The sequence below is a fragment of the Flavobacterium sp. KACC 22758 genome, from assembly GCF_028736135.1.
GTDB classification, from domain to species: Bacteria; Bacteroidota; Bacteroidia; order Flavobacteriales; family Flavobacteriaceae; genus Flavobacterium; species Flavobacterium johnsoniae.
On record NZ_CP117878.1, the window covers coordinates 2,047,813 to 2,060,293 of the forward strand.

A 12,481-nucleotide genomic window follows, 5' to 3' on the forward strand; every position below is an offset into this window, starting at 1 on the left:
CATAAAAAAAACCTTGGTTCGCCAAGGTTTTTTTTATTTCTATACTTCAGATTGCTCTGTTCTTCATTGTCTTGTAAATGGAGGTAAAAGCTGGCTGGCAACTTCACCAAAACCAATTCTTACTTCATTATTTTCGCAGAATCCGCGAATAATAACTGTGTCATTATCTTCAATAAATTTACGTTCACTTCCGTCATTTAGTTTCAACGGATTTTTTCCTCCCCAAGTTAATTCCAGCATAGAACCAAAACTATCCGGAGTTGGGCCAGAAATAGTTCCAGAACCCATCATGTCACCAGAATTAACACGACATCCATTAGAAGTATGGTGCGTTAATTGCTGTGCCATTGACCAATACATATATTTAAAGTTGGATTTTGAAATCACAGTTTCTTCCTGATTCTCTGGTTTTAAAGAAACTTCTAAATGAATATCAAAAGCTTTTTTTCCTTTTGTCTGCAAATAGGGAAGCGGAGACGGATCTTGTTTTGGGCCTTTGGTTCTAAAAGGCTCCAAAGCATCCATAGTCACAATCCATGGAGAAATCGAAGTTGCAAAGTTTTTTGCTAAAAATGGTCCAAGAGGCACATATTCCCATTTCTGCATATCGCGTGCGCTCCAGTCATTTAGTAAAACCATACCAAAAATATAGTCTTCTGCTTCATAAGTTGAGATGTTTTCTCCCATTACATTCACGTCAGTAGTAATAAAAGCCGTTTCTAATTCGAAATCTACCAAACGCGAAGCTCCAAAAACTGGTGTGTCGTGACCCGCAGGCAATGTTTGTCCCATTGGCCTGTGAACCGGAATTCCAGATGGTACAATTGTAGAACTTCTTCCATGGTACCCAACCGGAATATGAAGCCAGTTTGGCAGTAAAGCATTTTCTGGGTCACGGAACATTTTACCTACGTTTGTAGCATGTTCTCTGCTTGAATAAAAATCTGTATAATCACCAATTAAAACCGGAAGCTGCATTTCTACATCTTCAATCTTAAATATAACAATATCTCGGTGTTTTGTTGAATCTCTTAGTTGTGGATTAGTCTCGTCGAAAATATCAGCGATACGATTTCGCACCAAACGCCATGTTTTTTTTCCGTCAGAAATAAAATCATTCAGCGTGTCCTGCATAAACATATCATCGGTTAATTCTATTCCTTCAAAATAGTTTAATTGTTGTAAAGCCCCTAAATCTATGGCATAATCGCCAATTCTAGTTCCCACTGTAACGACATTTTCTTTGGTAAGAAACACGCCGAAAGGAATATTTTGAATAGGGAAGTCACTATTTTCTGGTACTTCTAACCATGATTTTCTATTTGTATCGTTGGCGGTTATTGGCATGTTAGATGTTAATTATTTGTTGAAAAATTATATGTCAAATATATCATAATCTGCCAGTATCACAAACGTTTTTTTGTATTTTTGCAGGAAATTAACGAAAAACGAAAAAATGCAACGCGACGAACAAATTTTTGATCTTATCCAAGAGGAAAAAGATAGACAAATTCACGGATTAGAACTTATCGCTTCAGAAAATTTTGTAAGTGATGAGGTAATGGAAGCAGCTGGGTCTGTTTTAACTAACAAATATGCTGAGGGTTATCCTGGCAAAAGATACTACGGCGGTTGTGAAGTAGTTGACGTTATCGAGCAGATTGCTATCGACAGAGCAAAAGAATTATTTGGAGCTGAATATGCAAACGTACAGCCTCACTCAGGTTCTCAGGCAAACACTGCCGTTTACCACGCTTGTTTAAATCCTGGTGATACTATTTTAGGTTTCGATTTGTCTCACGGAGGACATTTAACTCACGGTTCGCCTGTAAACTTCTCAGGACGTTTATACCGTCCGGTTTTCTATGGTGTAGATGCTGAAACAGGACGTTTAGATTATGATAAAATTCAGGAAATTGCAACTAAAGAACAGCCAAAATTAATCATCGCAGGAGCTTCGGCTTATTCTCGTGATATGGATTTTGCTCGTTTCAGACAAATTGCAGACAGCGTAGGAGCGATCTTATTTGCTGATATTTCTCACCCGGCAGGGCTTATTGCAAAAGGATTATTAAGCGATCCAATTCCACATTGTCATATCGTTTCTACAACGACTCACAAAACATTAAGAGGACCACGTGGAGGTCTAATCTTAATGGGGAAAGATTTCCCAAATCCACAAGGATTAACAACTCCAAAAGGAGAAATCAGAATGATGTCTTCATTATTAGACTTAGCTGTTTTCCCTGGAAACCAAGGTGGACCTTTAATGCATATTATCGCTGCTAAAGCGGTTGCTTTTGGTGAAGCTCTTAAAGATGAGTTCTTTACTTATGCAATGCAGTTACAAAAAAATGCAAACGCAATGGCAGATGCTTTCGTAAAAAGAGGATACAACATTATCTCTGGCGGAACTGATAACCACATGATGCTTATTGACTTAAGAAATAAAAATATTTCTGGTAAAGAAGCTGAAAATGCATTAGTAAAAGCAGAAATTACAGTAAACAAAAACATGGTTCCTTTTGATGATAAATCGCCATTTATCACTTCTGGAATTCGTGTTGGAACAGCTGCAATCACAACTCGTGGTTTAGTTGAAAAAGATATGGAAACTATCGTGGCACTTATCGATAAAGTATTAACAAATCATACAAATGAAGACATTATCGAAGAGGTTGCTGAAGAAGTAAACGAATTAATGAGCGAAAGACCAATTTTTGCGTATTAAAAATTAGTCGTAAAGTCTTAAAGTCGAAGGTCAAAAGTCTAAAAAAGAAATGTGAATTTCTGTGTTTAGTTTTTGATCTTCGATTTTTCTTTTTAGGTTTTCTAATGGCTTTATGACTTTTGACTTTCAAACTTTAAGACTTAAAAAAATGGGCGTATTAAGATTACAATTGCCAACAGACCCAAGATGGGTAAATATCGTTGAGAAAAACATCGAAGAAATCCTGACAGATCACGCTTGGTGCGAGCAGAAAGCAGCAACAAACGCAATTACAATTATTACCAATAACTCTGAACATCAGGATTTAGTAAAAGATTTATTGGCTTTAGCCAAAGAAGAAATTGATCATTTTGAACAAGTTCACAACATTATCATCAAAAGAGGGTTGAAACTAGGACGTGAGCGTAAAGATGATTACGTAAACGAACTATACCAATACATGAAAAGAAGCGGAGACGGAAGCCGTGTTTCTGGTCTTGTTGAAAGATTATTATTTTCAGCCATGATTGAAGCAAGAAGCTGTGAACGTTTTAAAGTGCTTTCAGAAAATATTAAAGACGAAGAGTTGGCTGTTTTCTATAGAGAATTAATGGAAAGCGAAGCAGGACATTATACAACATTCATTACCTACGCACGTAAATACGGAACCGGAATCGACGTTGAAAAACGCTGGAGAGAATGGCTGGCTTTTGAAGAATCAATTATTACCAATTACGGAAAAGGAGAAACGATTCACGGGTAGTTTTTTTAGTTTCAGTCTCAGTCTCAGTTTTTAGTTTTCACATTTGTCAGGCTGAGCGAAGTCGAAGCCCACGAAAAGTAAATAAATTGTTCAAAAGTTCAAGTTTTTGTTAATCTAAAATCTAAAGTCTACAATCTAAAATTCCTTACATTTGAGAGTAACCAAAATCTTGAAATATGAGAATAGAAATGGACTTAAAACTGGGGTTTAAAGATGTAATGTTTAGGCCAAAAAGATCAACGCTCAAAAGCAGGTCTGAAGTTTCTTTAGAACAAAATTTCAAGTTTTTGCACAGTACTGCAAGTTGGACAGGAATTCCAATTATGGCAGCGAATATGGATACAGTCGGAACTTTTGAAATGGCTCAGGTTTTGGCTAAAGAAAAATTGTTTATCGCTATTCATAAACATTACACTTTAGAAGAATGGAATGCGTTTCTAAAGAATGTAACTCCGGATTTTTACGATTATATTGCCGTAAGTACAGGAACTGGAAAAGAAGATTTTGAAAAGATTGAAAAAATAATTACTGCAAACCCGTTGCTCAAATTTATCTGTATTGATGTTGCAAACGGCTATTCAGAGCATTTTGTACAGTTTTTAAAGAAAACCCGAAAACAATATCCTGATAAAATAATCATTGCAGGAAATGTTGTGACAGGTGAGATGACTGAAGAACTTTTATTAGCTGGTGCTGATATTGTAAAAGTCGGAATTGGACCAGGCTCTGTTTGTACAACTCGTGTTAAAACAGGTGTTGGTTATCCGCAGTTATCGGCTATTATCGAATGTGCCGATGCAGCGCACGGTTTAGGCGGTCATATTATAAGCGATGGCGGCTGCACAACTCCGGGCGATGTTGCTAAAGCTTTTGGTGCAGGAGCCGACTTTGTAATGTTGGGAGGAATGCTCGCAGGACATACAGAAAGCGGCGGAGAACTAATAGAAGTAAAAGGCGAAAAATTCAAACAATTTTACGGAATGAGTTCAAAAACTGCAATGGATAAACATTCTGGCGGCGTTGCAGAATACAGAGCAAGTGAAGGAAAAACAGTGCAGGTTCCGTTTAAAGGAGATGTGATTCACACTGTTTTAGATATATTGGGCGGAATAAGAAGCACTTGCACTTATGTTGGAGCTTCAAGATTAAAAGAATTGACTAAACGAACGACTTTCATTCGCGTAAGCGAACAGGAAAATCAAGTTTTTAAAAAATAATATGATTAAAATTACCGAAGCATTTGTAAAAGATATTGCTAAAATTCAAGAAATTGCACATATAACCTGGCCAATAACCTATGGCGAAATTTTGACTGCAGAACAATTGGATTATATGTTAGATCTGATTTATTCTGATGAAGCACTTTCAAAACAAATTCAAAATAAAGAACAGTTGTTTTATTTGATTTCTGATTCAAAATCTATAATTGGTTTTATCGGAATTGAACACAATTATAAAAAAGAAGCCATTACCAAAATTCATAAAATCTATCTTCTGCCGGAAACACAAGGAAAAGGTTACGGAAAAATAGTATTTGAAGAAATTGCAAAAATGGCTTTAGAAAATAATTCCAAAGGACTTTTATTAAACGTAAACCGTTTCAATACAGCTTTAAATTTCTATAAAAAACTAGGTTTCGAAATTAAGGAAACCGTTGATATAGAAATTGGAAACGGATATTTGATGGAAGATTATGTAATGGGGAAAGCTCTGTAAATAATTCAAAATCAATGAAATTTAAAATCACAACTTTTGTGATTTTTTTTATTTTGAAATAAAATAGATAACTCTATCTATTTTTATTTTATCTTTGGCAAAAAAATAACAATGAAACAGAAAAGCAGTGTAAAAGAACGAATACTCGATACAGCATCTCGTCTGTTTTATCATCAGGGATTTAATAGTACAGGAATTAACCAGATTATTGCTGAGGCAGATATTGCGATTGGTTCGCTTTACAAACACTATGAGTCAAAAAGTGATTTGTTGTATCATTATCTTGAACAGCAGGAAACAGAATATTTTGCCAATCTAGATGACTATTTAAAAGACGAGAAACAGCCCTTAAAAAAGCTTCTTAAATTAATAGATTATCGTATTAAACTTCAGGAGGAATCAAATTTTTCCGGATGCCATTTCATAAAAATAAATGCTGAAATAGGCAGAGAAGATAAAAAAATAGAACAGTTTGTTCTGGCACATAAAGAGCGCCAGCGTGAGTATATTAATTTGTTAGTTGATGAAATTAGTACAGTAAAAACACTTTTGATAGAAAAAAACGCACTGCAAAACAGTATTTTTTTGATGATAGAAGGAGCTGTAGTTTCGGCAGGTATAAACGGAAATACGAATGACTTAAAAGCCGTAAAAAAAAGTATAAATCAGTTTTTCTGATTTTTTTTTGACCAAAAATAGATAGACTGTTCTATATATTATGAAAAATAAAAAATACATTTCGCTCCTTATATTGCTGCTGGCACATTTGCTTACTATTTTGGATATCTTTATTGTAAATGTTGCTATTCCGTCAATTCAGCGCGGGCTTGGTTCAAGTAATGGAAAAATTCAGTTAGTTGTAGCCATGTATATGGTTGGATTTGCTTCTTTTCTTATAATTGGCGGCAAGACTGGAGATTATTTCGGCAGAAAGAAAATTTTTGTTTTAGGAATGCTCTTATTTATGATTAGCTCTGCGGGCTGTGGTTTTGCAGATTCGACTCACCAGCTTATTATTTTGAGGTTTTTTCAGGGAATAAGCGCAGGATTGATGTCTCCTCAGGTTTTGTCTTATATACAAGTTCTTTTTACAGATCATAAAGAGCGAACTTACGCAATGGGCTGGTATGGAATTACAATTGGTATTGGCACTATGCTGGGACAGTTTCTGGGTGGTTTTCTGGTAGAACTCAAACCATATTTAATTGATCAATCCTGGCGGTATATATTCCTTATTAATGTTCCTATTTGTGCTTCAGGTATTTTGCTGGCCATTCGTTATCTTAATCCGTCCAGAGATTATTCTTCTTTACAAATGGATTATTGGAGTGCTTTTATATTATGTATTGGACTCGCATTATTGGTTTTTTCCATGGCTGTTGGTTTAGAACAAACCGGTTTGGTTAAAATTACCCTGCCAGTATCAATCGTATTTATTTGTGTTTTTATATTCAGGCAGATAAAAAGAAAATTAAATAAAAAAGAACCTTTATTAAACTTTGAGCTTTTTAAGAACAGGAATTTCAATATGGCGGTTTCAGCATCAGCTCTTTTTATGTTAATGCTTGATGCTTATTTTTTTGTGCTTGCTGTTTTTTTACAAGAAGGGATTCGGCTTTCTCCCATGCAGGCAGGATATTTTATTGTATTTCAGGGAAGTGGATTTATTCTGGCGTCATTTTTATCAGCGAGATTAGTACTGCGTTTTGGTAAAGGCGTATTGATTTTTGGTGTATTGCTTCTTATTTCAGCAATCATTTTACAGCTTGTTCTTTTTTATTATCCAATAGTTGATTTTAGAGGATATGTAATAATGTTTCTGCATGGTATTGGGGTAGCGCTGGTTTTACCTTCATTCGCTAATATTGCCTTGAAAAATCTGCCTCAAAATATGATTGGAAATGCATCAGGTGTTTATTCTACGGCACAGCAATTATTTGGGGCATTGGGCATTGCATTAACAGGAAGCGTATTCTACTATTTAGTAAAAGGAAATACAGATTTCAAGCATTTTTATAATGCTTTTTTCTATGGCACATTTATTCATTTGTTTTGCCTAATAAGCGTACTGCTGCTTTTATTTTTGCTGCCAAAGTCGGTTCTTCCCAAAAAAGAAAAGAATAGTGAAAAATAATTACGGTAATGATTAACTGACGATTACATCGTGTTTAAATAGCAGTCCTTTAACCTCATTCAAAGAAAAAACTGCCTTTTTTAATTTCGTTTTAGAAGGATCAATAGTATAATTATAACTCGTTTTAAAATCGGCTTTGTTGGCGATGGCTTTGTCAAATTCTGATCGGTACAAATCACAATTATAGAAAACGGCATTCGTAAGATCTGCCGCCATAAAATCAACGGCAATCAAACTGCAGTTCGTAAAACAAGTTCCTTTTAATTTTAAAGTATAAAACTTCGAAAAGTCTAAAATACAATCATTAAATTCAATTTCAAATATCAATTTGTCGCACATTGCAAAATTCACTTCTTTAATTTCACATCGGTTAAATCTCGCAGTTCTAAAAGCAACATAATTAATCTTTGCTTCATTAAAAATGCAGTCATTAAAAACACAATCGATAAAAGTAACGGCTAAAAAAGTGCAGGCAGAAAAATTACAATTATTAAAAACACAGCATTCAAAATCTTTAAAATTAAGATCATCTTTGTTGTAAATAATCGTATTGTATTCTTTATCAATAAAATATTCGCTTTCTTTTTTCAACTCTTTTCGATAATTATTTGAAGGTGAAAAGGTAATAATTTACCACAAAATATTCTTCTTAAAATGCAAATCATTTTGATTTCATTCACATTTTTAATCCACAAAATGCTGTAGCTTTACACTTTTTTTTTTAGTTAAAACAGATCAATTTTATTATATGGAACCAACAAGAAAGGAACATGATTTTTTAGGAGAATTAGAAATTCCAAATCATTTATACTACGGAATCCAAACTTTTAGAGCGGTAGAAAATTTTAATATTACAGGAATTCCTATTTCAAAAGAGCCTTTGTTTATCAAAGCTTTAGGATATGTAAAAAAAGCGGCAGCTTTAGCAAATAAAGACTGCGGCGCAATCGATTCGAAACTTGCAGAAGCCATTTGTTATGGAAGTGACCAGATAATTTCGGGTAAATTTGATAAGGAATTTGTCAGTGATTTAATTCAGGGTGGAGCAGGAACTTCTGTGAACATGAACGCAAATGAAGTAATTGCCAATATAGGATTAGAATATTTAGGCCATAAAAAGGGCGAATATAATTTTCTGCATCCCAATAATCATGTAAACTGTTCGCAGTCTACAAACGATGCTTATCCATCGGCATTTAGAATTGCTTTATATCTTAAAATGGAAAGCTTCATTAAAACTTTAGCTGGTTTAGAAGCTGCTTTCGCTAAAAAAGGAGAGGAGTTTAAAGAAGTCCTGAAAATGGGAAGAACGCAGCTTCAGGACGCGGTGCCAATGACTTTAGGACAAGAATTTAAAGCGTATGCGACAACAATTGGCGAAGATATTCAGCGTTTAAAAAATGCTCAGGAATTATTGTTGGAAATCAATATGGGCGCAACAGCCATTGGAACAAAAGTAAATGCTCCGGAAGGTTATCCAGAAATTTGTGTTTCTTATTTAGCCAAAGAAGTTGGAATTCCGTTAACACTATCACCAGATTTGATTGAAGCAACAGTTGATACAGGCGCTTATGTGCAGATTATGGGAACTTTAAAACGTTCTGCGGTTAAAATATCTAAAATCTGCAACGATTTACGATTACTAAGTTCAGGCCCAAGAACAGGTTTTAACGAAATCAATCTTCCGGCACGCCAGCCGGGATCGTCTATTATGCCTGGAAAAGTAAATCCGGTAATTCCAGAAGTAGTAAACCAGACTTGTTTTTATGTAATAGGTCAGGATTTAACGGTTACAATGGCAGCAGAAGCAGGACAATTGCAATTGAATGTAATGGAACCTGTAATTGCTTTTGCAATGTTTACTTCGCTGGATTATCTTTCAAATGCTATTCAGACTTTAATCGATAAATGTATTAACGGAATCACCGCAAATGTAGATCACTGCTACAATATGGTTATGAACAGTATTGGAATTGTAACACAGTTAAACCCAATCATTGGTTATGAAGAAAGCGCCAGTATTGCAGGTGAAGCTTTAAAAACAAACAAAAGTGTTCATCAAATAGCTGTTGTAGAAAGAAAACTTATTACACAGGAAAAATGGGATGAAATTTATTCTTTAGAAAATTTAATTCATCCAAAATTTATAACAAAATAATATTGTTATAAAAAATATAATAACAAGCCGTCGGTAAATCGACGGCTTTTTTTGTTTTAGAGATAAAAGTTATTATGTAAAGTCTTGAAAATGAATTATATTTACAAGAGGTTTGAATTTGTCTTAATAGAAATTAAAATTTTTTGGAGAATGAAATTCTTAACGAATATAAATTTTCAGCATAAATTTAAAACAGCAGTTTTGCTATCTATTATACCTTTATTTTTAACTGCACAAATTAAAACAAACCCGGAAGAAACAGAAATATGTCCGCCCAAAACGATCTTCGAAGTCTTTAAAAATAAAGATTCAGTTTTAGAAATCAAACCAGCAAAAAACAACTTTTTTCTCGTAATTCCTGCAATAGGTTCACAACCCGCAACCGGATTCTTTTTTGGTGCCGTAGCACAATATACTTTTAAAGGAAAACAAGAATCAGATAAATATTCTGTAGCTAATCTTGGAATTATTTATACCTTAAAAAAGCAGTGGATGATTAATGTAAAAAATAATATCCTGCTTAAAAACAACCGAATATTTTTAAGCGGAGATTATAGACTTTATATTTTTTCACAGCCCAATTATGGTTTAGGAACCGATATAATTCCGCCTCGTCGGGATCGTGATCCAGGTTTTAGTATTGATTCTCTGGCTCAGGCAATGGATTATAATTATTTCAAATTTCACCAAACCGTTTCTTTTGAAGTTAGGAAGAATTTTTATGTTGGCGGCGGTATCAATATCGATTGGTATACAGATATAAAAGATAAAGAATTAGATATTGAAAACGGAAATTTAACCTATCATTACAATTACAGCCAAAAACACGGTTTTGATAATTTAGAATATTTTCTAACAGGTGTAAGTTTTAATCTCGTTTACGATTCCAGGGACAATCAGGTAAATTCTTCCCGAGGCTGGTTTGCCAATATTAATTATAGATTTAATCCTGTATTGTTTGATAATCAAAAATACAGCAATATTTTATATGCAGAATATCGAAATTTTATTCCGCTTTCGCGAAAAAACGATCGATATATTCTCGGTATTTGGGCTTATGGCCAGTTTGTAACCAGAGGTGAAGTTCCGTATTTAAATCTTCCTGCCATTGGCTGGGATCAGCGGAGCAGGAGCGGTGAAGGTTACACGCAGGGATTATTTAGAGGAAATGGTCTCATTTATCTTTCAACAGAATTTAGATTTCCTCTTATGTGCAATCAAATGCTGAGCGGTACAGTTTTTACCAATTTTGTAACAGCCAGCAATGCAGATAATAATATCGGACTTTTTCATTCCATTCAGCCCGCAGCAGGTGTTGGACTGAGATTGTTAATAGATAAAAAAACACGAACAAATCTTGTAGCTGATTATGCCTGGGGAAATAATTCTAAAGGATTTTATCTCAATGCAGGAGAAGTTTTTTAATTAGATTTTTTGTTAACTGTTTGATTTTGTGAAAATTATGTTTGTGAAATGTTAAAAATTTAGAAGAAAAACCTTAAATTTGATAATCATTTAACTTTCAAACACAAAATTTATGAAAAAATACAGTTTATTATTAGCTGTGTTTCTGTCGGCGATAGGAATGCAGGCTCAGGATGCAAGGTCATTTTCTCTTAATTTGTATGGTGGTTATAACTTTTCAGATAAGTTGGATTATGACGGTTACTCAGCAACAATTGAAGACGGTTTTCAGTATGGAGCAGGATTTGAGTATTTCTTTACAACAAACAATTCAGTTGAGTTAAAGTATTTAAGGTCAGATGTAAAAATACCTTTTTATGGTCCGGCAGGAAACCAGATTAATGCAGGAAACGATAAAGGTGCGTTCAATTTTATTTTAGCAGATTTTACCCATTATTTTGATACAGGATCAAATTTACTGCCTTATCTGGGTGCTGGTGCCGGTGTAGGTATTGTTGAAACACCTCAGGGCGGAAGCGGTACTTATTTTGCCTGGGATGTAAAGGGTGGAGTAAAAATTAAAACAGCTTCATCAGTTTCTGTAAATCTTAATGCCTATTTGCAGTCTATGTCGGCAGCGGTTGGAGAAAGCTATTATTGGACCTATTGGTATGGACCAGTTGCGGTCGATGATTATATTTCGACTTTTCAGTTTGGATTAGGAGCCGTTGTGAGTTTTAATTTTAAAAATTAAGTCGAATTTCCTAAATTTCTTTTTCAAAATATAAAAAAGCATTCATAAAAGTGAGTGCTTTTTTTATGCTTGTAAAAGTCATTGTTCATAATTAAATCATAATTTATAACTATTATGAATAATATTTTTGAACTCAATCCTTATTTTTGTTGTATATACAAGTTAATATGAAGTTACTAATAGTCGAAGACGAACCAAATCTTTTATCGATTTTACGTAAAGGTTTTGCCGAAAATAACAACGAAGTAAGTGTGGCTCTTGATGGTAAAACTGCCCTTGAGATGATTGACAATTATAACTTTGATGTTGTCGTTTTAGATGTTATGTTACCGGATATTAACGGAATAGAGATTTGCAGAAGACTTCGCGCCAGTAAAAACTTTGTGCCTATTTTACTTTTAACGGCTTTAGGAACTTCAGAAAATATTGTAACAGGACTTAATTCCGGTGCCGATGATTATTTGGTAAAACCTTTTAAATTTGGGGAACTTGATGCCCGCGTAAACGCCCTGCACAGAAGAGCGCATCAGGAAACCGATAAAATCGACGTAATTACTATTGGCGATTTAGAAATAAACGGACGTGCCAAAACAGTTAAAAGAGATGGAGAATCTATTATTTTAACAGCAAAAGAGTTTAAACTCCTGTATTATTTGGGTAAAAATGCCGGAAGAATTGTTTCTCGCGATCAGATTTTAGATAATGTCTGGGACATTAATTTTGACATGAATACCAATGTTGTTGATGTTTATATTACCTATTTAAGAAAAAAAGTAGACAAGCCTTTTAAAACTAAACTAATTCATACCATGAAAGGTTTAGGTTACGTTATAAAGCCATAA

General features: G+C 34.2%; 12 protein-coding genes. 10 read left to right on the plus strand and 2 right to left on the minus strand.

All coding sequences use genetic code 11. The features are described from left to right. Positions 1-63: 63 nt before the first annotated feature. Positions 64-1,347 (minus strand): fumarylacetoacetase, encoded by a 1,284-nt coding sequence (fahA, locus tag PQ462_RS08870; RefSeq protein ID WP_012025394.1) that lies wholly within the window; start codon positions 1,345-1,347, stop codon positions 64-66. A gap of 109 nt (positions 1,348-1,456) precedes the next feature. On the opposite strand from fahA, the gene glyA reads away from it, so the two are divergent. From glyA to PQ462_RS08900, 6 genes are all read left to right on the plus strand, one after another. Further along, entirely contained in the window at positions 1,457-2,731 is a 1,275-nt protein-coding gene (gene glyA / locus PQ462_RS08875; protein ID WP_274253166.1) for a serine hydroxymethyltransferase, read from the plus strand. A 148-nt stretch (positions 2,732-2,879) separates the two neighbouring features. Continuing rightward, a complete protein-coding gene (locus PQ462_RS08880) occupies positions 2,880-3,473 on the plus strand; it encodes a tRNA-(ms[2]io[6]A)-hydroxylase (RefSeq protein WP_012025392.1) in 594 nt (197 codons plus the stop codon). A 176-nt stretch (positions 3,474-3,649) separates the two neighbouring features. Next, positions 3,650-4,690, plus strand: coding sequence for a GMP reductase (locus PQ462_RS08885; RefSeq protein ID WP_274253167.1), 1,041 nt, complete (start codon positions 3,650-3,652; stop codon positions 4,688-4,690). Between the two features lies 1 nt (position 4,691). Then, a complete protein-coding gene (locus PQ462_RS08890; RefSeq protein WP_274253168.1) occupies positions 4,692-5,189 on the plus strand; it encodes a GNAT family N-acetyltransferase in 498 nt (165 codons plus the stop codon). Positions 5,190-5,300: 111 nt separating this feature from the next. Then, positions 5,301-5,867 (plus strand): TetR/AcrR family transcriptional regulator, encoded by a 567-nt coding sequence (locus PQ462_RS08895; protein ID WP_274253169.1) that lies wholly within the window; start codon positions 5,301-5,303, stop codon positions 5,865-5,867. 40 nt (positions 5,868-5,907) lie between these two features. Next, positions 5,908-7,323, plus strand: coding sequence for an MFS transporter (locus tag PQ462_RS08900; protein ID WP_274253170.1), 1,416 nt, complete (start codon positions 5,908-5,910; stop codon positions 7,321-7,323). A gap of 12 nt (positions 7,324-7,335) precedes the next feature. Here the strand turns inward: PQ462_RS08900 and PQ462_RS08905 are convergent, their stop codons facing one another. Next, complete coding sequence (locus tag PQ462_RS08905) at positions 7,336-7,914, minus strand: pentapeptide repeat-containing protein (protein ID WP_274253171.1); 579 nt, start codon at positions 7,912-7,914, stop codon at positions 7,336-7,338. Between the two features lie 157 nt (positions 7,915-8,071). On the opposite strand from PQ462_RS08905, the gene aspA reads away from it, so the two are divergent. The 4 genes from aspA (at position 8,072) to PQ462_RS08925 (ending at position 12,481) form a co-directional block, all read left to right on the plus strand. Next, positions 8,072-9,481, plus strand: coding sequence for an aspartate ammonia-lyase (gene aspA / locus PQ462_RS08910; protein ID WP_274253172.1), 1,410 nt, complete (start codon positions 8,072-8,074; stop codon positions 9,479-9,481). Between the two features lie 150 nt (positions 9,482-9,631). Beyond that, positions 9,632-10,906, plus strand: coding sequence for a BamA/TamA family outer membrane protein (locus PQ462_RS08915; RefSeq protein ID WP_274253173.1), 1,275 nt, complete (start codon positions 9,632-9,634; stop codon positions 10,904-10,906). A 112-nt stretch (positions 10,907-11,018) separates the two neighbouring features. After that, positions 11,019-11,639, plus strand: a complete 621-nt coding sequence (locus PQ462_RS08920) for an outer membrane beta-barrel protein (RefSeq protein ID WP_012025384.1) — start codon at positions 11,019-11,021, stop codon at positions 11,637-11,639. Between the two features lie 167 nt (positions 11,640-11,806). Continuing rightward, a complete protein-coding gene (locus PQ462_RS08925) occupies positions 11,807-12,481 on the plus strand; it encodes a response regulator transcription factor (protein ID WP_012025383.1) in 675 nt (224 codons plus the stop codon).

Bases quoted from the DNA above. Each gene is read 5' to 3' on its own strand.
- fahA (WP_012025394.1), bottom strand. From the start codon at position 1,347: ATGCCAATAACCGCCAACGATACAAATAGAAAATCATGGTTAGAAGTA.
- glyA (WP_274253166.1), top strand. From the start codon at position 1,457: ATGCAACGCGACGAACAAATTTTTGATCTTATCCAAGAGGAAAAAGAT.
- PQ462_RS08880 (WP_012025392.1), top strand. From the start codon at position 2,880: ATGGGCGTATTAAGATTACAATTGCCAACAGACCCAAGATGGGTAAAT.
- PQ462_RS08885 (WP_274253167.1), top strand. From the start codon at position 3,650: ATGAGAATAGAAATGGACTTAAAACTGGGGTTTAAAGATGTAATGTTT.
- PQ462_RS08890 (WP_274253168.1), top strand. From the start codon at position 4,692: ATGATTAAAATTACCGAAGCATTTGTAAAAGATATTGCTAAAATTCAA.
- PQ462_RS08895 (WP_274253169.1), top strand. From the start codon at position 5,301: ATGAAACAGAAAAGCAGTGTAAAAGAACGAATACTCGATACAGCATCT.
- PQ462_RS08900 (WP_274253170.1), top strand. From the start codon at position 5,908: ATGAAAAATAAAAAATACATTTCGCTCCTTATATTGCTGCTGGCACAT.
- aspA (WP_274253172.1), top strand. From the start codon at position 8,072: ATGGAACCAACAAGAAAGGAACATGATTTTTTAGGAGAATTAGAAATT.
- PQ462_RS08915 (WP_274253173.1), top strand. From the start codon at position 9,632: ATGAAATTCTTAACGAATATAAATTTTCAGCATAAATTTAAAACAGCA.
- PQ462_RS08920 (WP_012025384.1), top strand. From the start codon at position 11,019: ATGAAAAAATACAGTTTATTATTAGCTGTGTTTCTGTCGGCGATAGGA.
- PQ462_RS08925 (WP_012025383.1), top strand. From the start codon at position 11,807: ATGAAGTTACTAATAGTCGAAGACGAACCAAATCTTTTATCGATTTTA.